This window comes from Streptomyces sp. NPDC002386 (genome assembly GCF_053593175.1).
Genome location: NZ_JBSFBX010000014.1, coordinates 1 through 20,742, shown reverse-complemented (window position 1 = coordinate 20,742; position 20,742 = coordinate 1). Strand labels below are relative to the sequence as shown.

The window sequence follows — 20,742 nt, the reverse complement described above, 5'->3', positions numbered from 1 at the left end:
AGTCCTGTTGACGGTCCGTCCGCCGGACACCGGCTGGTCGGGCGGGGTGCGCGTCGCACGCCCGCGACTTTCTTCACCCGGCGGGGCAACACGTGTCCCGACCGGTCACCACACATCCCACCGGACGGCTACGCTCGGGGTCTGTACGTCATTCGGGCGACCCGGGGAGGTAACGGGATGACGGAGGGACGGCCGCCGGCGACCGGCTCGGCTCCCCTGTGGGAGCGGGACACGGAGATCGCCACGGTCACGCAGGCGCTCGACGCCCTGTGCGCCGACCGGTCGTCCGCGGGCAGTCTGCTCGTCTTCCGGGCCGAGGCCGGCCTCGGCAAGACCGCGCTGCTGAACGAGACCCGCCGCATGGCCGAACGGCGCGGCTGCACCGTGTGGTCCGCGAGGGGCGGCGAGACGCTGAGGTCCGTCCCGTTCAACGTGGTCCGGCAGCTGCTGCAGCCCGCGCTGGTCTCCCTGCTGCCCGGGGAGGCCCGGGAGTACCTCGGCGACTGGTACGACATAGCGGGACCGGCCCTCGGCATAGTGGACCCGCAGGAGGCCTCCGCCGACCCGCAGTACGTGTGCGACGGACTCGTCGCCGCCGTGCGCCGGCTCGCCCGCCGCGAGTGGCCGCTGGTCCTGCTCGTCGACGACGCGCACTGGGCCGACCAGGAGACCCTGCACTGGCTCGCCGCGTTCGCCGAACGCCTGGACGACCTGTCCGTGCTGGTCGTGGTGGCCCGCCGGCCCGGCGAGGTCAGCGGCGACAGCGCCCGGCACCTCGACGCGGTGGCCGCCGCCTCGGCCCGTGCCGTCGGCCTCAGCGCCCTCACCCCGGACGCCACCGCCGGGCTCACCCGCGCGACCGTCGGCCGGCACGCCGACGACCCGTTCTGCCGCGAGGTCTGGGCCGTCACCGGCGGCAACCCCTACGACACCGTCGAACTCCTCGCCAAGGTGCGCGACAGCGAGGTCCAGCCGGTCGAGGCCCGGGCCGGTGAACTGCGCGCCCTGAACCGCTCCGCCCGCGGCGGCGGCCTCGTCGACCGGCTCAAGGGGCTCGGCATCGACGCCACCCGGTTCGCCTGGGCGGCCGCCATCCTCGGCACCGGCATCTCCGTCGACCTCGTCGCCCGGCTCGCCGGCATGAGCGCCGAAGTCGCCGGGAGCTGCGCCGAACTGCTGGGCAACGCCCGCATCCTCACCGAACCCGACCCCGTGGCCGGCACCGAGTCCGGGGACGGCGAGCTGGAGTTCGTCCACCCGCTGATCGCCTCCGCCGTCTACGACTCCATCCCCGCCGGCGTGTGCACCGCGATGCACGGGGTCGCCGCACAGATCCTCACCGAGACCGGACACGGCGCCGCGGAGGCCTCCCGGCACCTGCTGAAGGTGCACCCGGACGACGACGAGGCACTCGTCGAGCAGCTCCGCGACGCGGCCCGCGAACACCTCGCCGTCGGCGCGCCGGACGCGGCCCGCCGCTGTCTGGAACGCGCCCTGCGGGAGCCGCCGCGCCCCGAGGTCCACGCCCACGTGCTCTACGAACTGGGCCGGGCCACCCTGCTGACCGCGCCCGCCGTCACCGTCGAGCACCTGCGCAGCGCCCTCGCCATGCCCGGCCTCGACGACGGGCAGCGGGTCGACGCCGTCGTCCGGCTCTCCCAGGCGCTGCTGCACAACGACCAACTGGAGGAGGCCGTCCGCACCGTGGAGGCCGAGGCCGCCCGGCACCCGGCGTCCCCGGTCCGGATGCGGCTGCAGGCCGTGCAGTTCATGTGGGAGGGCATCCACGGCGAGACCGTCTCCCAGGAACGCTCCCGGCGCCTGGCCGAACTCGCCGCCACCTGCACCGGCCGCGACAACTCCGAGCGCGCCCTGCTGATCCTGCGCGGCTTCGACGCCATGACCCACGGCGAGAGCGCCGAGGACGTCGTCCAGTCCTGCGACCGCGCCCTCGTCAACGGCCGCCTGGCGCCCGGGCTCGGCTGGACCGACGGGGAGTGGGGCATCGAGCTGCTGATGATGCTCGGCAGCGCGTACGCCTACGCCGACCGGCTCGACCGCGCCGAGAGCCTGTTCTCCGAGGCCCTGCGCGCCTACACCGGCGCCGGCTGGCGCGGCGGCCACCTCTCCCTGGCCAACGCCTTCCTCGGTCTCGCCTACCGCCGGCAGGGCCGGCTGCGCGACGCCGAGACCGCGCTGCGCGAGGCACTGGTGCTCGCCGAGCGCGTGGGCCGCGGCCTGCCGCTGTACTGGTCCGCGACCTGCGGGCTGGTCGACACCCTGCTGGCCCGCGGCGACGTCGAGGAGGCCTGGTCGATCGCCGGGCGGTACGGCTTCGCCCCGCCCTATCCGTCCACCATCGTGCTGCCCGACATCCGCTCGGTGCGCGGCCGGCTGCTGCTCGCCGTCGGCCGTACCGAGGACGGCATCAACGAACTGGAGGCCGCCGAGAAGACCGCCGCCTCCCGCGGCGGCCACAACCCGGTCCTCGCCCCCTGGTCCCTCGACCTCGCCAGGGCCCTGGCCGCGCAGGACCCGGCGCGCGCCGCCCGGCTCGCCGCGGACGCCCGCCGGCAGGCCGAGCGGTTCGGCACCGACACCGCCATCGGTGAGGCCCTGCGGCTGGCCGCCTCCCTGGAGACCGGCCAGCGCGCGGTGCGCCTCGCCGCCCAGGCCGTCGCCTATCTGGAGGCCTCGCCCTGCCAGTACGAGCACGCGGCCGCCCGGGTCGAGTACGGCATCGCGACCCGCTCGGTCGCGGAGCTCGACCGGGGCCTGACCCTGGCGCGTTCCTGCGGGGCGGACGGCCTGGCGGCGCAGGCACGGGAGGTGCTGGAGACGGGACGCGGGCTGCGCTGAGGGCCGGGGACGCCGGAGAGCTTCCTCCCCGGCCGCCTGCACCGGCCCGCGAGCGTCAGGGCGTCTCCTCCTCGGCGAGCACCCGCTGGGCGGTGGCGAACGCCGAGTTGGCCGCCGGTACCCCGCAGTACACGGCGGTCTGCAGCAGCACCGCGCCGATCTCCTCGGGCGTCAGCCCGTTGCGCCGGGCCGCCCGGACGTGCATGGCCAGCTCGTCGTAGTGGCCGTGCGCGACCAGCGCGGTCAGCGTGATCATGCTGCGCTCACGGCGGGACAGCGTCGGATCGGTCCAGATCTCCCCCCAGGCGTAGCGGGAGATGAAGTCCTGGAACCGCGCGGTGAAGGGGGTCTGCCGGGCCTGCGCCCGGTCCACGTGCGCGTCGCCCAGCACCTCGCGGCGCACCGCCGTCCCGCTCGCCGGGACGCCGTCGAGCTGGGTGCGCAGGGCGGCCACGACGTCCCTCGGGACCTGCGCGGGCGCCAGATGGGAGGCGCCCGGCAGCTCCAGGAGCGTGGCGCCGGGCACCGCGTCCGCGATCTCCCGCAGATGCGCCGGCGGTGTCGCGGGGTCCTCCCGGCCCGCGACCAGCAGCGTCGGCACGGTGATCTCGGCGAGCCTCCCGCGCAGATCGAAGGCGGCCAGCGCGTCGCAGCAGGCGGCGTACCCCTCGGGGTCGGCCTCCCGGTGGTCCCGTACCAGCCGGGGCACGGTGAAGCCGGGTGTGAACCAGCGTGCGTCGGCGCTCTCCACCAGCCATGCGAGGCCCTCCCGGCGCACCCGTTCGGCCCGCTCCCGCCAGGGGGCGGCACCGCCGAAATGGGCGGAGGAGCAGAGGACCGCGAGCGAGGAGAGCCGGTCCGGGTGGTGCGCGGCCAGATGCAGGCCGACCGCTCCGCCCAGCGACACTCCCGCGTACGCGAACCGCTCGATGCCGAGCGCGTCGGTGAGCTCCAGCACCAGGCCGGCGAGGTCGCCCACGGTGGCACCCGGCCCGATCAGGTCCGCCGCCGAGCCGCCGTGGCCCGGCAGATCCCAGCGGACCACCCGGTGGCCGCCGGCCAGCTCGGGCGCGACCGCGTCCCACAGGGCGTACGAGGTGCCGAGTGACGGCCCGAGCAGCAGCGGGGGAGCGGACGCCGGTCCTTCGTCCAGGTGGTTGAGGAGTTGCACGGTCAACGACGCTCCAGGGCACGGTCGGTGAGGGCACCGGCGAAGCCGGTGTAACGGGCGGGATCGGTCAGGTCGTCCAGGTCGACCGCCTTCAGTTCGGGCCGCTCCGCGAGGAGTTCACGCAGCGGGCGGTCCTCGTCGTGCGCGCGGCGCGCGAGTTCGGTGAGCAGTGCCTTCGCGCGGGCCCGGCCGAGGACGGGGGCCAGGGCGGCGGACAGCCGTTCGGAGACGATCAGCCCCTGGGTGACGCCGAGATTCCGGCGCATCGCGGCGGGGTGCACCCGCAGTTCCTCGGCCAGCCCGGCCGCCCGCGCGGCGGCGCCGCCCACCAGCCGGAGCAGGTCGCGCAGCGGCTCCCACTCGGCGTGCCAGGCTCCGGCCGGCCGCTCGTCCTCGGCGGCGAGCGAGCCGTAGAGGGTGGCCGCGAGCTGCGGGGCGCGCCGGGCGGCGGCCGCGACCAGAGTGGAGCGCACCGGGTTCGCCTTGTGCGGCATGGCCGACGAGCCGCCCCCGCTGCCCTCGCTCACCTCGCCGGTCTCCGTGCGCGACAACGTCAGCACGTCCACCGCGAACTTGCCGAGCGCCCCCGCCGTGAAGGCCAGGCAGCCGGCCAGGTCGGCGACCGGGGTGCGCAGCGTGTGCCAGGGCAGTACCGGTGCGGCGAGGCCGAGTTCACGGGCGTAGGCCCGGAGGAGGGCGTCCGCGTCCCCGGCTCCGTACTCGCGCAGGGCCGCCAGGGTTCCGGCGGCGCCCCCGAGCTGGACGGGGAGCGAGTCGCGGACTCGGCGCACGCGGTCGCGGGCGTCCAGGACCAGGGAGCGCCAGCCGGCCGCCTTCAGCCCGAACGCCGTGGGCACGGCGTGCTGGGTGAGGGTCCGTCCGGGCATCGGCGTGTCACGGTGGCCGGCGGCGAGGCGGGCGAGTGCCCGCTCGGTGCGGCCGAGGTCGTCGAGGACCGGGTCCAGGGTGCGCACGGCGACCAGCATCGTCGCCGTGTCCATGATGTCCTGGCTGGTGGCGCCCCGGTGCACGTACGGGCCGTGCTCCTCGCCCACCGCCTTCGTCAGGTCGGCGACCAGCGGGATGACCGGGTTGCCGCCGTCGCGGGCCCGCTCGGCGAGCGAGCGGACGTCGAAGCGGCCGGAACCTGCCGCCTCCGTCACCGCGGCGGCGGCCGCCGCCGGCGCGAGACCGAGGGCGGCCTGGGCACGGGTCAGGGCGGCCTCGGCGTCGAGCAGGGCGCGCAGGAAGGCCGTGTCGCCCGTCGCGGCGGCGGCCGCGGTACCGGCCCACCCGGGGGCGAGCAGGCCGCTGTCACCGTCCTGCGGGAGCGCCTGCGGTCCGGGGGGCGGGGCGGTCACCGGAACTCCAGGAAGACCGTCTCGCCCTCGCCCTGGAGCCGGATGTCGAAGCGGTAGGTCCCGCCGCCCTCGTCGCCGGCGATCAGCGTGCCGCGCCGGTCGCCCACCCGGGCGAGCAGGGGGTCGGCGGCCAGCGCCGCCTCGTCGCCCGGCAGGTAGATCCGGGTGAACAGGTGGACGAGCAGGCCGCGCGCGAAGACGCACACGCTCAGGTACGGCGCGCTGTCCCCGCGCGCGCCCGGCCGCAGCGTCCGCGCGCACCAGTGGCCGTCCGCGTCGGTCTGGACGCGCCCCCAGCCGGTGAACTCCACCCCGTTGCGGCCCAGGTAGCCCCCGGTCGCCTGGTCCCGCCGGATGGAGCCGTCCACCCGCGGGACGGTGCCGTCGGGGCGCGGCCCCCAGAGCTCGACGAGGGCGTCGGGCAGCGGCCTGCCCTCGCCGTCGAGGACGTGGCCGTGGACGGTGACCGTGTCGGGGTGCCCGAGCGGGGCGACGTTTTCGCCGCCGCGGAAGGGCAGCGCGTACCCGTAGAAGGGGCCGACCGTGTGGGACGGGGTGGGCAGCACGTGTTCCGGGCCGCCGGTTTCGGTCTTCGTCATCGCTGCGGTCAGCGTCCTTCCTCGGTCCAGGTGGCGGCGGGGCCGTCCAGCACGATGTCCCAGTGGTAGCCGAGCGAGAACTCGGGCACCGACAGGCCGTGGTCGTAGGTGGCGACCAGCCGCTGCCGCGCCGCGTCGTCCGTCACGGACTGCAGGATCGGGTCGTACGGGAAGAGCGGGTCGTTCGGGAAGTACATCTGCGTCACCAGCCGCTGGGTGAACGCCGCGCCGAACACCGAGAAGTGGATGTGCGCCGGACGCCAGGCGTTGACGTGGTTGCGCCACGGGTACGGGCCGGGCTGGACGGTGGTGAAGTGGTACCGGCCCTCGGCGTCGGTGAGGGTGCGGCCGAAGCCCGTGAAGTTCGGGTCGAGCGGGGCGTCGTGCTGCTCCCGCTGATGGGCGTAGCGTCCGGCCGAGTTGGCCTGCCAGATCTCCACGAGCTGGCCGCGCACCGGCCGGCCGGCACGGTCCAGCAGACGGCCGGAGACGGTGATGCGCTCGCCGACCGGCTCGCCCCGGTGGTGCCGGGTGAGGTCGTTGTCGATCCCGGTGATGTCGCGCTCCCCGAAGGCGGGGGAACGCAGCTCCACAAGCTCGGGGTCCCGGGCGGTGTCGATGGCGACCAGCGGCTGTCTGGGGTGGCGGAGCACCGAAGAACGGTAGGGCGCGTAGTCCCGGCGCGGGTGGTGCTCTACGGGGGCGCCGCCGGCGACCCGCTTCTCGTACGCGGCGTGCTCGGCCGCGATCTCCTGGTCGATGTCCTGCTGGGTGAGAGTCATCGCGATACCTGACGTTTCCTTAGCGATCGAGGACGAGGGCGAGGCCCTGGCCCACGCCGATGCAGAGGGTGGCCACGCCGGTGCCGGAGCCGGGGCGGTCGTGGTTCTCCTCGCCGGCGCCGTCGGCGTCGCCGAAGCAGACGTCCTCGATCCGCGCCGGGTCCAGGTCCGGGGTGCGGGCGAGCAGTTCGCGCAGGACGTGGGCGGCGAGGTCGTCCGGGCGCACCGAGGACAGCGCGCCGTCGTAGCGGCCGATCGGGGTGCGGACGGCGTCGACGACGTAGACGGTCGTCACCGCAGGTTCTCCGCGAGGGTCAGCTTGGCGTCGGTGCGGGCGACCACGTCGTCGACGCTCACGCCCGGCGCGGTCTCCACGAGGGTCAGCCCCTCCGCGGTGACGTCCAGGACACCCAGGTCGGTGATGATCCGGTTCACACACGCCTTGCCCGTGAGCGGCAGCGTGCACTGCCGGAGGATCTTCGGTGAGCCGTCCTTGGCCGTGTGTGTCATGACGACGACGACCGTACGGGCGCCGTGCACCAGGTCCATGGCGCCGCCGATGCCGGTCACCAGCTTGCCCGGGACCGCCCAGTTGGCCAGGTCGCCGCTCGCGGACACCTGCATCGCCCCCAGCACGGCCACGTCGATGTGCCCGCCGCGGATCATCGCGAACGACAGCGCCGAGTCGAAGAAGGAGGCACCCGGCAGAACCGTCACGGTCTCCTTGCCGGCGTTGATCAGATCCGGGTCCACCTCGTCGTCGGCCGGGTACGGACCCGTGCCGAGGATGCCGTTCTCCGACTCCAGTACCACCTCGACGCCCGGCGGGAGATGGTTCGGGATCAGCGTCGGCAGGCCGATGCCGAGGTTGACGTACTGCCCGTCCTCCAGCTCGCGGGCCGCGCGGGCGGCCATCTCCTCGCGTGTCCAGGCCATCAGGACCTCACCGTCCGCCGCTCGATCCTCTTGTCCGCCGCCTGCTCCGGGGTCAGCGCCAGCACACGCTGCACGAAGACGCCGGGCACGTGCACCGCGTCCGGGTCGATCTCCCCGGGCTCCACCAGTTGCTCCACCTCGGCGACGGTCACCCGGCCGGCCATCGCGGCCAGCGGGTTGAAGTTCCGGGAGGACTTGTCGAAGACGAGGTTGCCGTGCCGGTCGCCCCGGGCGGCGCGCACCAGCGCGAAGTCGGTGCGGATGCCGCGCTCCAGCACGTACTCGACGCCGTCGAACTCCCGCACCTCCTTCGGCGGCGAGGCCAGCGCGACCCCGCCCGAGCCGTCGTACCGCCAGGGCAGCCCGCCGTCGGCGACCTGCGTGCCCACACCGGCCGGGGTGTAGAAGGCGGGAATGCCGGCGCCGCCCGCGCGCAGCCGCTCGGCGAGGGTGCCCTGCGGGATCAGCTCGACCTCCAGCTCACCGGCCAGGTACTGGCGGGCGAACTCCTTGTTGGCGCCGATGTAGGAGCCGGTCACCCGGGCGATCCGGCCGGCCGCCAGCAGCACCGCGAGGCCGGACTCCATCGCCCCGCAGTTGTTCGAGACCACGCCCAGTCCGGCCGTGCCGCGCTCGTGGAGCGCCTGGATCAGTGCGTTCGGCACACCGCTCAGCCCGAATCCGCCGACCGCGAGGGACGCGCCGTCCGGCACATCGGCCACCGCCTCGGCGGCCGTGGCGACCACCTTGTCCATCCGTGAAGCCCCATCTCTGCACAATTAATCAGGACACTGAGTATTTCAGCGAGGTTCCGCTCACGCTGCCACCGGATGCGTGAACCGTCAATAGCTCGTATAACGACCGGACTCGCCCGCAGACAGCGGGGGTGTCGATGGGTATTGTTCAGTGCACCAACGATTCGATCAGGGAGCGCACATGGCCGCGGTGGACCTCACCACCCATCCCGGACACCTGGCCCGGCGGCTCCAGCAGGCGCACTACCTGCTGTGGAACACGATGGTCTCGGAGGAGATCACCTCGCCTCAGTTCGCGGTCCTGAACGCGCTCGTCGCCGAGCCGGGTCTCGACCAGCGGACCGTGGGGGAGCGGGTCGGCCTGGACCGGTCGACCATCGCCGAGGTCATCAGCCGGCTCGGCCGACGCGGCCTGCTGGACAAGGTGCGCGATCCGCAGGACCGCCGTCGCTTCCTGCTCCGTCTCACCGACGACGGACTGCGCACCCACCGCAGGCTGACCGTACGCACCGCCCGGATGAACCAGGTCTTCCTCGCCCCGCTGAACGCCGGGGAGCAGAGCGTGTTCTTCGACCTGATCCGCCGGGTCGCGGACGCCGCCGAGGAACTGCGCAACCCGGCGGAGCCGCAGGCCCTCCAGCAGGGCTGACGGACCGGTCAGCCGGAGGAGGCGGCGAAGACCACCCAGACCTGCCCGTCGGCGAAGTCCAGCGGGCCCCCGTCCGCGGTCGTGAACTGCGTGCCGTCCGTCGCGCGCGGCCGGGACCACCGCGCCGCGTAGGAGCGCCCGTCCCGCAGTACCTCGGCCCTGCCGGAGCCGACCGTCTCGGTGTACGGCGTGTGGTTGCCGAGCACGTCGTGGTACTTCGAGGAACGGACCCGCACGTACTGGACGACCACGGTCGGCGGTGCCAGGCGCCCGCCGTCCGTCGTCGCCGCGGGCGTGCCGTCCATCGCGACCAGCCAGCCACCCCGGGCCCCGGACCAGGTGAAGGCGAAGCGGGCCGCCGGGTAGCGCACGGTCCGCGTGGTGGCGGGAGAGCCGCCGGAGGGCGCGGGACCGTACCGGAAGCCGGTGGTCAGGGCGGTCCGGCCGGGGGCGGAGGACAGCAGCCGGGCGGGGCGCAGATAGAGGTTGTGCGGCGCGGCCCGGCCGGCACCCCGGTAGTACGCGCTCGCGGTGTCGTCCGGCGACTCCGCCCGCAGCGGCGCCCGGCCGATCAGCGGCAGCAGTTTGCGCTGGGCGCCGGAGTAGGCCAGCGTCGGCTCGTGGAACTGGCGCAGCAGCTCCAGATCCGACTCGCGGGCGCTGCGCACCGGCCCCACCGACTTCGGCAGCCGGGTGGCGTACACCGCCATCAGCCGGCTCAGGCCGCCCTCGACCTGCTCCGCGTACACCACGTCGGCGGCGCCGAGCCCGGTCTGCGGACGCGCCGCGGACACGTTGTCGATCTTCACGGCGAGCGGTGATCCGGCGACGGGCGTGGGCGTCGGCGTGACGGTGACCCTCGGCGTGGGGGTCCGCGCCGGAGCCCGGGCGTCGTCGGCCGGCCGCTGCCGGGTGCAGCCCGCCGTGAGTGAGGCCGCGGTCGTCGCGGCGATCAGTGCCGCCGTCAGCGCGGCGCGGCGCGTGCGCGCCCCATGTCGCATGCCCACCGTCGTCTCCCCGTTCGTATGTGTCGATTGTGTGCTCGCCGGGACACTGCGGGCCATACCCGGTCGCGCGGTTCCGCGCGCGGGCACTGGGCCGATCGGTCCCCCGGTGTGACCCCGGCGGGCGGCGGGGGAGCGTCCGGCGTGTCGCGGGCGGGGCGGAACGCGTGGTTCGCGTGGGCCCGCACGGGTACCCGGGCCACCCCGAACCGGACGCGCCAGGGCGAACCGGCGCGCACGCTGACAAGGGAGCGCGACCTCATGAAGGCAGTCACCTGGCAGGGCAGGCGGGACGTGCGGGTGGAAGACGTGCCCGACCCGCGGATCGAGGAGCCCACCGACGCGGTCATCCGCATCACGTCCAGCGGTCTGTGCGGCTCGGACCTGCACCTGTACGAGGTGCTCACCCCGTTCATGACGCCGGGTGACATCCTCGGACACGAGCCGATGGGCATCGTCGAGGAGGTCGGGGCGGCCGTGCCCGACCTCGCGGTGGGCGACCGGGTCGTGGTGCCCTTCCAGATCGCCTGCGGCAACTGCTGGATGTGCCTCACCGGGCTGCCGACCCAGTGCGAGACCACCCAGGTCACCGGCGAGCACATGGGCGCCCCCCTGTTCGGCTACACCCGGCTGTACGGCGCCGTGCCCGGCGCGCAGGCCGAGTACCTGCGGGTCCCGCAGGCCCAGTTCGGCCCGATGAAGGTGCCCGAGGGCCCGCCGGACGACCGGTTCGTCTACCTCTCCGACGTGCTGCCCACCGCCTGGCAGGCGGTCGAGTACGCCTCCGTACCGCCGGGCGGCTCCCTCGCCGTCCTCGGACTCGGGCCCATCGGCGACATGGCCTGCCGGATCGCGCTGGCGCGGGGCGCCGAGCAGGTCTTCGGCATCGACCTGGTGCCGGAGCGGCTGGCCCGGGCCAAGCGGCGCGGCACCCGGACGTACGACCTCAGGGCCTTCGACGACGAGAAGGAACTGATCGAGGCGATCCGCGACGAGACCGGCGGCCGCGGCCCGGACGCCGTGATCGACGCCGTCGGCACCGAGGCCCACGGCGGCGCGACCGCGAAGCTCGTCCAGACGGCCGCCGCCGTGCTGCCCCGCAGGATCAGCGCGCCCATCGCCGAACGCTTCAGCGTCGACCGGCTCTCCGCCCTGCACATGGCCATCGAACTGGTCCGGCGCGGCGGCACCATCTCGCTCAGCGGCGTGTACGGCGGCATGGCCGACCCCATGCCGATGCTCACCATGTTCGACAAGCAGATCCAGATGCGGATGGGGCAGGCCAACGTGCGCCGCTGGAGCGACGAGATCATGCCCTACCTGACGGACGAGGACCCGCTCGGCGTCGACGACTTCGCCACCCACCGGGTGCCGCTCTCCGAGGCTCCGCACGCCTACGAGATGTTCCAGCACAAGCAGGACGGCGCCATCAAGATCCTGATGCAGCCGTAGGGCCGGGTGCGGCCCCTGAGCCGGGGACGCCCCCTAGGGGGTGCCGCCCGTGGTGCCCAGGACCTCCGCCAGGTCGAAGCGCACCGGCTCCTCCAGTTGGGCGTAGGTGCAGCTCTCCGGCGCGCGGTCCGGGCGCCAGCGCCGGAACCGCGCCGTGTGCCGGAAGCGGGTGCCGTTCTCCATGTGGTCGTAGGCCACCTCGGCGACCCGCTCCGGCCGCAGCGGGACCCAGGACAGGTCCTTCTTGCCCGACCAGCGGCTCGGCGCACCCGGCAGCCGGGCCGTCTCGTGCGCCGCCTCCTCCCCCCAGGCCGCCCACGGATGCCCGCTCACGTCCGCCATCCGCAGCGGCTCCAGCTCCTCGATCAGCTCGGCGCGCCGCTTCATCGGGAAAGCGGCCGACACGCCCACGTGCTGCAGCGCGCCCCGGTCGTCGTACAGGCCGAGCAGCAGCGAGCCCACCACCGGTCCGCTCTTGTGGAACCGGTAGCCCGCCACCACCACGTCCGCCGTCCGCTCGTGCTTGATCTTGAACATGGCCCGCTCGTCCTGCAGATAGCGCAGCCCGAGCGGCTTGGCGACGATCCCGTCGAGGCCGGCTCCCTCGTACTGCTCGAACCACCGCCCGGCCAGCTCGGCGTCCGTCGTCGCGGGCGCCAGGTGGACCGGCGCGTCCACGCCGGCCAGCGCCCCGTCCAGCAGGGCCCGCCGGTCGGTGAGCGGCGCGTCCAGCAGGGACCGGTCGTCCAGGGCCAGCAGGTCGAACGCCACGAACGAGGCCGGCGTCCGCTCCGCCAGTGTCCGCACCCGGGAGTCGGCCGGATGGATCCGCTCGGTCAGCGCGTCGAAGTCCAGCCGGCCCTCCCGCGCGATCACGATCTCCCCGTCCAGCACGCACCGCCGGGGGACCCGCTCCTTCAGCGCCGCCACCAGCTCCGGGAAGTACCGGGTCAGCGGCTTGCCGGTACGGCTGCCCAGCTCGACCTCGTCGCCGTCGCGGAACACGATCGCCCGGAACCCGTCCCACTTCGCCTCGTAGTGCATGCCCGGGGGGATCCTCGCCACCGACTTGGCGAGCATCGGCTTGACGTGCGGCATCACCGGAAGATCCATGCGTCCGATTCTGCTCGCATACGCACGGCAGTGCCCGGTGTGCGCGCTGTGCGGCGTGCGCCTACCGTGGCCGCATGGGTGATGCGGTGGAACTGGACGTGGCCGGCCGGACCGTACGGCTGTCCAGCCCGGACAAGGTGTTCTTCCCCGAGCGCGGTTTCACCAAGCTGGACCTCGCCCGGTACTACGCCGCCGTCGGCCCTGGCATCCTGCGCGCCCTGCGCGACCGCCCCACCACCCTGGAGCGCTACCCCGACGGCGTCGGCGGCGAGTGGTTCTACCAGAAGCGGGCCCCCAAGGGCATGCCCGACTGGATCCCGACCGCCCACATCACCTTTCCCAGCGGCCGCAGCGCCGACGAGATGTGCCCCACCGAGGAGGCCGCCGTGGTGTGGGCCGCCCAGTACGGCACGCTCACCTTCCACCCCTGGCCGGTGCGCCGCGGCGACGTCGACCACCCCGACGAACTGCGCATCGACCTCGACCCGCAGCCCGGCACCGACTACGCCGACGCCGTCCGCGCCGCGCACGAACTGCGTGCCGTCCTCGACGAGCACGGCGGCCTGCGCGGCTGGCCCAAGACCTCCGGCGGCCGCGGCCTGCATGTCTTCGTGCCCATCGAACCCCGCTGGACCTTCACCCAGGTCCGCCGCGCCGCGATCGCGGTGGGCCGGGAGATGGAACGCCGGATGCCGGACCAGGTGACCATCAAGTGGTGGAAGGAGGAGCGCGGCGAGCGCATCTTCGTCGACTACAACCAGACCGCCCGCGACCGCACCATCGCCTCCGCCTACTCCGTACGGCCCCGCCCGAACGCCCCCGTGTCCGCGCCGCTGCGCTGGGAGGAGGTCGGCGTGGCCCACCCCCGCGACTTCGACCTCGCCACCATGCCGGCCCGCTTCGCCGAACTCGGCGACGTGCACGCCGGGATGGACGAGCACGCCCACTCCCTCGAGGCCCTGCTGGAGCTGGCCCGCCGCGACGAGCACGACCACGGCCTGGGCGATCTGCCGTACCCGCCGGAGTACCCGAAGATGCCGGGCGAGCCCAAGCGGGTCCAGCCGAGCCGGGCCCGCCGGGAGCAGGCCTCCTGAAGGACCGGAACCCCGGCCCGGCGGGAGGCCCGGGCCCGCCGCCGGCCGGCCCCGCTCCGGCCCGTGCGGCCCGCCGGAGCGCGGCTATCCTGATCGTCAGCCGCCGATGAGGAGTCCCGAAGTGACCGAGGCAGTGTCGCGTCCCACGCTGGAGGCCGTGGCCGCGCGGGCCGGGGTGTCCCGGGCCACCGTGTCACGGGTGGTCAACGGCGGGGACGGTGTCCGCGAGCCGCTCGTCGAGCGGGTCCGGCGGGCGGTCGAGGAACTCGGGTACGTGCCCAACCAGGCGGCGCGCAGCCTGGTCACCAAGCGGCACGAGGCCATCGCCGTCGTCATCGCCGAGCCCGAGGCCCGGGTGTTCGCCGATCCCTTCTTCGCCCTGCAACTGCGCGGCATCAGCAAGGAACTGACGGCCCACGACAACCAGCTCGTACTGCTGCTGACCGAGGGCCGCGCCGACCACGCGCGCGTGGCCCGCTACCTGGCCGGAGGCCACGTCGACGGCGCGCTCGTCTTCTCCCTGCACCTCGACGACCCGCTGCCCGGCCTGATCCGCAACGCGGGCGTGCCCACCGTGTTCGGCGGCCGGCCCGACTGGAGCGACGGCGACGGCGCCCCCGGACCGGTGTACGTCGACAGCGACAACCGCGGCGGCGCCCGCGCGGCCGTGCGCCATCTCGCCGGACTGGGCCGGACCCGGATCGCGCACATCACCGGCGCGCTGGACCAGACCTCGGCCGTGGACCGGCTCGACGGCTACCGGGACGTCATGGGCGACGCCGACCCCCGGCTCGTGGTGGAGAGCGACTTCACCCCGGGCGGCGGCGAACGTGCCATGCGGGAACTGCTCGACCGCTGCCCGGACGTGGACGCCGTGTTCGCCGCCAACGACCTCACCGCGCTCGGCGCCCTGCGCGTGCTGCGCGAGCGAGGGCTGCGCGTACCCGATGACGTGGCCGTGATCGGCTTCGACGACGTGCTGCCCGTCGCCGAGGAGTGCGACCCGCCGCTGACCACGGTCCGTCAGGACATCGAGGAGATGGGCCGGCTGATGGCCCGCCTGCTGCTCGCGGGCCCGGCCGGACAGGGCGGCGCGGGTGAGCACACGGAGGCACCGGCGGCCGGTGTGGTCCTGCCGACCACACTGATACGCCGGGCGTCCGCCTAGGGGGGAGACGCCCCCTGGAGACGTGCCTTCGCGGACACGGCCCACGGCCGCGCCCGCGGTCCCGGCCCGCGTTCAGCCCTGCGGCGACCCGCTTCTGATGACCGCGAAGCGGGCGCCGTACGGGTCGGCGAGCTTGGCCATGCGGCCGACGCCCTCCAGGGTGGTCGCCGGCATGCGCACCGTGCCGCCGAGCCGGCGTGCCTCCTCGACCACGGCGTCGGTGTCCTCGACCTCGAAGTACGGCAGCCAGTACGGGCCGGCCTCCGCCTCGTCCGGGGCGTCGGCCAGCGGCACCATCCCGCCGAACATCGCGTCCTCACCGGCCCCGCCGGGGTTGAGGCACGTGTACGTGCCGCCGGGGAAGGGCACGCCGGAGGTTTCCAGGCCGAGGACCTTGTAGTAGAACGCGGCGGCGGCCGCGATGTCCGCCGTGTACAGCTCGACCCAGCACAGCGCGCCCGGCTCGTTCGCCACGTCGACGCCCTTGATCCGCCCGGGCTGCCAGATCCCGAAGGGCACCCGCGCCTGGTCGGTGAGGACCGCCATGTGGCCCTGGCCCATCACGTCGCGAGGCTGGAACAGCACACCGCCGTGCGTGTGTTCGGCGGTGGCCGCGGTGGCCCGCGCGTCCTCGCTCCGGAAGTACACCGTCCAGGCCGGCGGGCCCTGCTCCGGCCCGGTCCGCATGCCGCCGGCCACCGTCCTGCCGCCGAGCCGGAAGAAGCCGTAACCGCCGGCGTCCGGCCCCGCCGACTCGAACTCCCAGCCGAAGAGACCGCCGTAGAAGGAGAGGGCGCCGTCCAGGTCCGGGGTGCCGACATCGACCCAGTTCGGAGCGCCGTTGACGAAACGGGTGGTGAGCATCTTCGCCCTCCTCGACAGGGGGACCGTGAACCGGGTCCCGTCCTCTGCACTGCCGAGTCTGGCACCGCCCACCGGCAACCGCCGCCGAGGCGCCGCGGCGCGCGCGCCCCCGCGCGCGGGCCGGCCCCGCCGGCCCGCGGGTTCCGCGGGATTCGGCACCGGCCCCGCGCGCCGCCGTGCACGGGCGTGTCGCACGGCGCATCATCGGGACGCTCACGCCTGCCGGCGGGGTGGCCGGCCACGGCGTCGACGCGGCGTTGATGCGGCGTTGATCGAACGTTTTTCGCCGCACGGCACGATCCTGGCCATGCACATCGACACGATCACCCCGGCCGACACCACCTGGCAGGCCCAGGCTCTGTGCGCGCAGACCGGGGCCGACTTCTTCTTCCCCGAGCCCGGCAGCTCGGTACGCGAGGCGAAGCGCATCTGCGGCATGTGCGAGATGCGCCCCGCCTGCCTCGACTACGCGCTAAGCAACGACGAACGCTTCGGTGTCTGGGGCGGCCTGTCCGAGAAGGAGCGCCTCGCGCTGAGGCGCACCTCCGGCTGAGCCGCCGCGGACGGCTCGCTCAGCCGGCCGCCCGCGCCGCCATGCGCGCCTTGCGCGCCGCCAGCCGCTCGTCGAACCGGGAGGCCTCCGTGTCCAGGCCGCCCAGGAACAGACCCAGCTCCTCCTGGGCCTGCAGGCCCTCCGGGCCGAACCCGTCCATCTCCATGATCTTCAGGAAGCGCAGCACGGGCTGCAGCACGTCGTCGTGGTGGATCCGCAGGTTGTAGACCTCGCCGATCGCCATCTGCGCCGCGGCCCGCTCGAAGCCGGGGATGCCGTGGCCGGGCATGCGGAAGTTGACGACGACGTCCCGGACCGCCTGCATGGTCAGGTCGGGGGCGAGTTCGAAGGAAGCCTTCAGCAGGTTGCGGTAGAAGACCATGTGCAGGTTCTCGTCGGTCGCGATGCGGGCCAGCATGCGGTCGCAGACCGGGTCGCCGGACTGGTGGCCGGTGTTGCGGTGGGAGATCCGGGTGGCCAGCTCCTGGAAGGCGACGTACGCGATCGAGTGCAGCATCGAGTGCCGGTTGTCGGACTCGAAGCCCTCGCTCATGTGGGACATGCGGAACTGCTCCAGCTTGTCCGGGTCCACCGCGCGCGAGGTGAGCAGGTAGTCGCGCATCACGATGCCGTGCCGGCCCTCCTCGGCCGTCCAGCGGTGCACCCACGTACCCCACGCGCCGTCGCGGCCGAACAGCGAGGCGATCTCGTGGTGGTAGCTCGGGAGGTTGTCCTCGGTCAGCAGGTTGACGACGAGGGCGATACGGCCGATCTCCGTCACCCCGGACTGTTCCTTGTCCCAGGCCTCGCCGTCCTCGAACAGACCGGGGAAGTTGCGGCCGTCGCTCCAGGGCACGTACTCGTGCGGCATCCAGTCCTTGGCGACCTTCAGATGCCGGTTCAGCTCCTTCTCGACCACTTCCTCCAGGGCGTACAGCAACCGCGCGTCGGTCCAGGCGGACGGACTGCCGAGGTGAGGGGAGGTGATCGTCACGGGAACTCCAGGGGGACGCCGAGCAGAAGGGGGAGTGAAGGGGACGGTCCGGCGAGCGGTGCCGGTAAACCTACGTGATCGTAGGCTACGAATCCGTAGGTTACGAAGCCGTAGGTTAAGGTCACCGTAAAGATCGCTGATCAGGCGCCCGGTCGCGGGCAGTTCACCGGTGTGGCGGACAGCCCCGGGACCCGCAGGTCCCGGGGCTGTCCGAGGCAGGGCGTCACTCCGTCAGGCGTACAGTTCCCGCAGCCGCACCGAGAGACACGTCACACATCCCTCGAGCTTCTCGAACTCGGAGATGTCCACGGTGACCACCTCGTGGCCGAGATCGGTCAGCAGTTCCGCCGTCTTCGGGGCGCTCGCCGCCATGAGCAGCTTGTGGCCGCCGAGCAGCACCACGTGCGCACCCGACTCCTCCGGCACCGAGAGGAACCCCGGGAACAGCGACGGCCGGTCCACCATCGGGATGTGCCCGATGACCGTTCCGTCCGGCAGCGCGGTCACCGCCGACTTCAGATGCAGCACCTTGCTCACCGGCACCGGCACCACGCGCGCGCCCAGCGGCTCGAACGCGGCCCGGAGCTGCTGCACCCCGGCCGCGTTGGTGCGCCCGCCCCGGCCGACGTAGACGGTGTCGCCGACCTTGAGGACGTCCCCGCCGTCCAGGGTGCCCGGCTCCCAGATCCAGTTCACCGAGCAGCCGAGCCGGGCCACCGCCTCCTCGACGCCCGCGGTCTCGGCACGCCGGGACTCCGCGCCGGGCCGGGTGATCAGCGCCACGTTCCGATACATGACCACGGTGTCCTCGACGAACACCGAGTCGGGGCAGTCGTCGGCCGGGTCGACCTCGATCGTCTCCCAGCCGTGCGTGCCGAGCGCCTCGACGTAGGCCTCCCACTGCTGGACGGCGAGGTCCACGTCGGCCCTCTGCCGTTCGATGTGCGTGACCAGCCCCTCGGCGAGCAGCGGGCCGGGGCGGCGGACGAGGGCCTTCTTGCTGGGCACGACGGGCCCTTCCTGATCGGCGGTGCGGTCCGGCGCCCGGGACACGGGAGCCGGACCGCCATCATGCAGCGCGCCATGCCCAGGACAAAACCCTCACTCTGCCTCGTTGGCAGGCTGTTCCCCTCCTGAGACCCCGGGCGATACCGGCCGGCCGGGGTTCGCCAGCTCCTCGGGGGTGGTCTCCGTCAGCTTCCCTCCCTCCATCAGCAGCCAGCGGGTGATGCCGATCGACTCCAGGAACGGCAGGTCGTGGCTGGCGACGAGCAGTGCGCCCCGGTACGACTCCAGGGCCGAGGTGAGCTGCCGGACGCTCGCCATGTCGAGGTTGTTGGTCGGCTCGTCCAGCAGGAGGAGCTGGGGGGCCGGTTCGGCGAGCATCAGCGCGGCCAGGGCCGCACGGAAGCGCTCGCCGCCGGACAGCGTCCCCGCCTTCTGGTCCGCCCGCGCGCCACGGAACAGGAAGCGGGCCAGGCGCGCCCGGATCCGGTTGTTGGTGGCGCCCGGCGCGAACCGGGCCACGTTCTCGGCGACGGTCGCCTCGTCGTCGAGAACGTCCAGGCGCTGCGGCAGGAACCGCAGCGGAACGTGCGTCAGGGCCTCGCCGGCCACCGCGGGCAGCTCCCCGGTGATGGTCCGCAGCAGCGTCGTCTTGCCGGCGCCGTTGCGCCCGACCAGCGCGATCCGCTCCGGACCGCGCAGATCGAGGATGCCCTCGACACGCGACCCGCAGGCCGTCTCCAGCTTCTCCAGGGTGAGCACCTGGCGGCCGGGCGGCACCGCGGTGTAGGGCAGTTCGACGCGGATCTCGTCGTCGTCCCGCACCGCCTCGACCGCGTCGTCCAGCCGGTCCTTGGCCTCGGCGAGCCGTTCCTCGTGCATGATGCGGTGCTTGCCCGCGGACTCCTGCGCGGCGCGTCTGCGCGCGCCCATGACGATCTTCGGTTCGCGCTTGGTCTCGAACATCTTCTGCCCGTACCGCTTGCGCCGGGCCAGTTTGACCTGGGCGTCGGCCAGTTCGCGCTTCTGCTTGCGGACGTCGGACTCGGCGACCCGCACCATCCGTTCGGCCGCCTCCTGTTCGACGGCCAGGGCCTCCTCGTAGGCCGAGAAGTTGCCGCCGTACCGGACGATCTCACCGGAGCGCAGATCGGCGATCTGGTCCACCAGGTCCAGCAGTTCGCGGTCGTGGCTGACGACCACCAGCACACCCGGCCAGGCGGCGACGGCCGCGTACAGCCGGCGGCGCGCGTACAGGTCCAGGTTGTTGGTGGGCTCGTCCAGCAGCAGGACGTCCGGGCGGCGCAGCAGCAGCGCGGCCAGCCGCAGCAGCACCGACTCGCCGCCGGACACCTCGCCGACGGTACGGTCCAGGCCGATGTCGCCGAGGCCCAGCTCGCCGAGGGTGACCAGGGCGCGCTCCTCGACGTCCCAGTCGTCGCCGACCGCCTCGAAGTGCTCCTCGGCGACGTCGCCCGCCTCGATGGCGTGCAGGGCGGCGCGCTGGGCGGCGATGCCCAGGACCTCGTCGACGCGGAGCGTGGTGTCGAGCGTGACGTTCTGCGGCAGGTGGCCGATCTCGCCGGTCACCTTGACGGTGCCGTCGACGGGGGTCAGTTCACCGGCGAGCAGTTTCAACAGGGTCGACTTACCTGATCCGTTGACGCCGACGAGTCCCGTCCTGCCGGGTCCGAAGGCGACGTCGAGGCCGTCGAAGACGGACGTGCCGTCGGGCCAGGCGAAGGACAGGGACGTGCAGGTGAGGGACATTGACATAAGGGCCTCGCGGTTGCTGGGTGCGGTCTGTGGGGACGCGTGTCGAGACACCGCGAGGCGGAAACCGAAGGCCTGGGCAACGGGATGGCCCATGGAAAAAGGCCTGTGCCGGAGGACGGCTCGGACGCCGAGGTCGAACAACCACGCACACCTCACCGGTGTGAGCGCGGTGTCTCAGAACCTCAGACGAGCAACGTCCTTCTCCAATCGGCGGCAACAGGACCTCATACAACGTACGAGGGGGGCGGGAGGCTGTCAACGCGATTAATCAGGGGCCCTGCCGTGTCTCCCGGTCACCCGGCCCGGTGGGAGGCCGACGTCCACGTCGGATTCCTGCCGGCGCCCCTCCCGCCCCGTCTGCTCGACTGCCGTCATGACGCATCAGCACCCGCTTCTCGAATCCGCCCTGGCCTTCCGCGCCCTGCACGAGCCCGGCCGTCCGCTGGTCCTGCCGAACGCCTGGGACGCCGTCACCGCCGCCCTCGTGCAGGACGCGGGCGCCGCCGCGGTCGCCACCACCAGCGCGGGGCTTCAGGGTGACCGGCGGGCCGCCGAGGGTCGGGACCCGCACCTCGCCGCCCAGGGCCGCATCGGGGTACGTCACCGG

Annotated in this window: 19 protein-coding genes and 1 pseudogene; 7 read left to right on the top strand and 13 right to left on the bottom strand. The window is 73.5% G+C overall.

What is annotated here, in order from left to right:
• Positions 1-177 precede the first annotated feature (177 nt).
• The gene (locus tag ACWCPN_RS26015) at positions 178-2,859 is read left to right on the top strand and encodes an ATP-binding protein (protein ID WP_451210601.1); all 2,682 of its coding nucleotides are present in this window, start codon (positions 178-180) and stop codon (positions 2,857-2,859) included.
• Positions 2,860-2,914: 55 nt separating this feature from the next.
• On the opposite strand, the gene pcaDC is transcribed toward ACWCPN_RS26015, so the two are convergent.
• The 7 genes and pseudogenes from pcaDC to ACWCPN_RS25980 form a co-directional block, all read right to left on the bottom strand.
• Positions 2,915-4,036: a bifunctional 3-oxoadipate enol-lactonase/4-carboxymuconolactone decarboxylase PcaDC gene (gene pcaDC, locus ACWCPN_RS26010; RefSeq protein WP_451210599.1), complete on the bottom strand. Its 1,122-nt coding sequence runs from the start codon at positions 4,034-4,036 to the stop codon at positions 2,915-2,917.
• Positions 4,033-5,391 carry a 3-carboxy-cis,cis-muconate cycloisomerase gene (gene pcaB / locus ACWCPN_RS26005; protein ID WP_451210596.1) on the bottom strand — a complete coding sequence of 453 codons (1,359 nt, stop codon included), beginning with the start codon at positions 5,389-5,391 and terminating at the stop codon, positions 4,033-4,035. The genes pcaDC and pcaB overlap by 4 nt, the downstream gene beginning before the upstream one ends.
• Positions 5,388-5,990 (bottom strand): protocatechuate 3,4-dioxygenase subunit alpha, encoded by a 603-nt coding sequence (pcaG, locus tag ACWCPN_RS26000; protein ID WP_451210593.1) that lies wholly within the window; start codon positions 5,988-5,990, stop codon positions 5,388-5,390. The genes pcaB and pcaG overlap by 4 nt, the downstream gene beginning before the upstream one ends.
• 8 nt (positions 5,991-5,998) lie before the next feature.
• A complete protein-coding gene (gene pcaH / locus ACWCPN_RS25995; RefSeq protein WP_451210590.1) occupies positions 5,999-6,772 on the bottom strand; it encodes a protocatechuate 3,4-dioxygenase subunit beta in 774 nt (257 codons plus the stop codon).
• A gap of 97 nt (positions 6,773-6,869) precedes the next feature.
• Positions 6,870-7,067, bottom strand: a pseudogene (locus ACWCPN_RS25990) (thiolase family protein); the annotation flags it as partial.
• The gene (locus ACWCPN_RS25985) at positions 7,064-7,708 is read right to left on the bottom strand and encodes a CoA transferase subunit B (protein ID WP_451210587.1); all 645 of its coding nucleotides are present in this window, start codon (positions 7,706-7,708) and stop codon (positions 7,064-7,066) included. The gene ACWCPN_RS25985 and the pseudogene ACWCPN_RS25990, both read right to left, overlap by 4 nt.
• Positions 7,708-8,463, bottom strand: coding sequence for a CoA transferase subunit A (locus ACWCPN_RS25980; protein WP_451210584.1), 756 nt, complete (start codon positions 8,461-8,463; stop codon positions 7,708-7,710). Before ACWCPN_RS25980 ends, ACWCPN_RS25985 begins: the two co-directional genes overlap by 1 nt.
• A gap of 181 nt (positions 8,464-8,644) precedes the next feature.
• Between ACWCPN_RS25980 and ACWCPN_RS25975 the strand changes: the two genes are divergently transcribed.
• Positions 8,645-9,112, top strand: coding sequence for a MarR family winged helix-turn-helix transcriptional regulator (locus tag ACWCPN_RS25975; protein ID WP_451210582.1), 468 nt, complete (start codon positions 8,645-8,647; stop codon positions 9,110-9,112).
• Positions 9,113-9,120: 8 nt separating this feature from the next.
• Here ACWCPN_RS25975 and ACWCPN_RS25970 read toward each other — a convergent pair whose 3' ends face one another.
• Positions 9,121-10,113: a DUF3048 domain-containing protein gene (locus tag ACWCPN_RS25970; RefSeq protein WP_451210580.1), complete on the bottom strand. Its 993-nt coding sequence runs from the start codon at positions 10,111-10,113 to the stop codon at positions 9,121-9,123.
• A 264-nt stretch (positions 10,114-10,377) separates the two neighbouring features.
• Between ACWCPN_RS25970 and ACWCPN_RS25965 the strand changes: the two genes are divergently transcribed.
• On the top strand, positions 10,378-11,568 hold the full coding sequence (locus ACWCPN_RS25965; RefSeq protein WP_199212783.1) for a zinc-dependent alcohol dehydrogenase: 1,191 nt from the start codon (positions 10,378-10,380) through the stop codon (positions 11,566-11,568).
• 33 nt (positions 11,569-11,601) lie between these two features.
• Here the strand turns inward: ACWCPN_RS25965 and ACWCPN_RS25960 are convergent, their stop codons facing one another.
• Positions 11,602-12,681, bottom strand: a complete 1,080-nt coding sequence (locus tag ACWCPN_RS25960; protein ID WP_451210576.1) for an ATP-dependent DNA ligase — start codon at positions 12,679-12,681, stop codon at positions 11,602-11,604.
• A 74-nt stretch (positions 12,682-12,755) separates the two neighbouring features.
• Between ACWCPN_RS25960 and ligD the strand changes: the two genes are divergently transcribed.
• Together ligD and ACWCPN_RS25950 are read left to right on the top strand one after the other, a co-directional pair.
• Positions 12,756-13,775 (top strand): non-homologous end-joining DNA ligase, encoded by a 1,020-nt coding sequence (ligD, locus tag ACWCPN_RS25955; protein ID WP_392292552.1) that lies wholly within the window; start codon positions 12,756-12,758, stop codon positions 13,773-13,775.
• Positions 13,776-13,896: 121 nt separating this feature from the next.
• Positions 13,897-14,943 (top strand): LacI family DNA-binding transcriptional regulator, encoded by a 1,047-nt coding sequence (locus ACWCPN_RS25950; RefSeq protein ID WP_451210573.1) that lies wholly within the window; start codon positions 13,897-13,899, stop codon positions 14,941-14,943.
• 72 nt (positions 14,944-15,015) lie between these two features.
• Here the strand turns inward: ACWCPN_RS25950 and ACWCPN_RS25945 are convergent, their stop codons facing one another.
• Positions 15,016-15,807, bottom strand: coding sequence for a VOC family protein (locus ACWCPN_RS25945; RefSeq protein WP_451210570.1), 792 nt, complete (start codon positions 15,805-15,807; stop codon positions 15,016-15,018).
• Between the two features lie 307 nt (positions 15,808-16,114).
• Here ACWCPN_RS25945 and ACWCPN_RS25940 point away from each other — a divergent pair, with 307 nt between their 5' ends.
• A complete protein-coding gene (locus ACWCPN_RS25940) occupies positions 16,115-16,360 on the top strand; it encodes a WhiB family transcriptional regulator (RefSeq protein WP_358932356.1) in 246 nt (81 codons plus the stop codon).
• 19 nt (positions 16,361-16,379) lie between these two features.
• Here ACWCPN_RS25940 and ACWCPN_RS25935 read toward each other — a convergent pair whose 3' ends face one another.
• The 3 genes from ACWCPN_RS25935 to ACWCPN_RS25925 form a co-directional block, all read right to left on the bottom strand.
• Entirely contained in the window at positions 16,380-17,354 is a 975-nt protein-coding gene (locus ACWCPN_RS25935; protein WP_199212786.1) for an acyl-ACP desaturase, read from the bottom strand.
• A 231-nt stretch (positions 17,355-17,585) separates the two neighbouring features.
• Complete coding sequence (gene ddaH, locus ACWCPN_RS25930) at positions 17,586-18,362, bottom strand: dimethylargininase (protein ID WP_451210566.1); 777 nt, start codon at positions 18,360-18,362, stop codon at positions 17,586-17,588.
• A gap of 93 nt (positions 18,363-18,455) precedes the next feature.
• Positions 18,456-20,135, bottom strand: coding sequence for an ABC-F family ATP-binding cassette domain-containing protein (locus ACWCPN_RS25925; RefSeq protein ID WP_451210563.1), 1,680 nt, complete (start codon positions 20,133-20,135; stop codon positions 18,456-18,458).
• 373 nt (positions 20,136-20,508) lie between these two features.
• Here ACWCPN_RS25925 and ACWCPN_RS25920 point away from each other — a divergent pair.
• Positions 20,509-20,742, top strand: a 234-nt coding sequence (locus ACWCPN_RS25920; protein ID WP_451210560.1) for an isocitrate lyase/phosphoenolpyruvate mutase family protein, incomplete at its 3' end; no start/stop codon positions are given.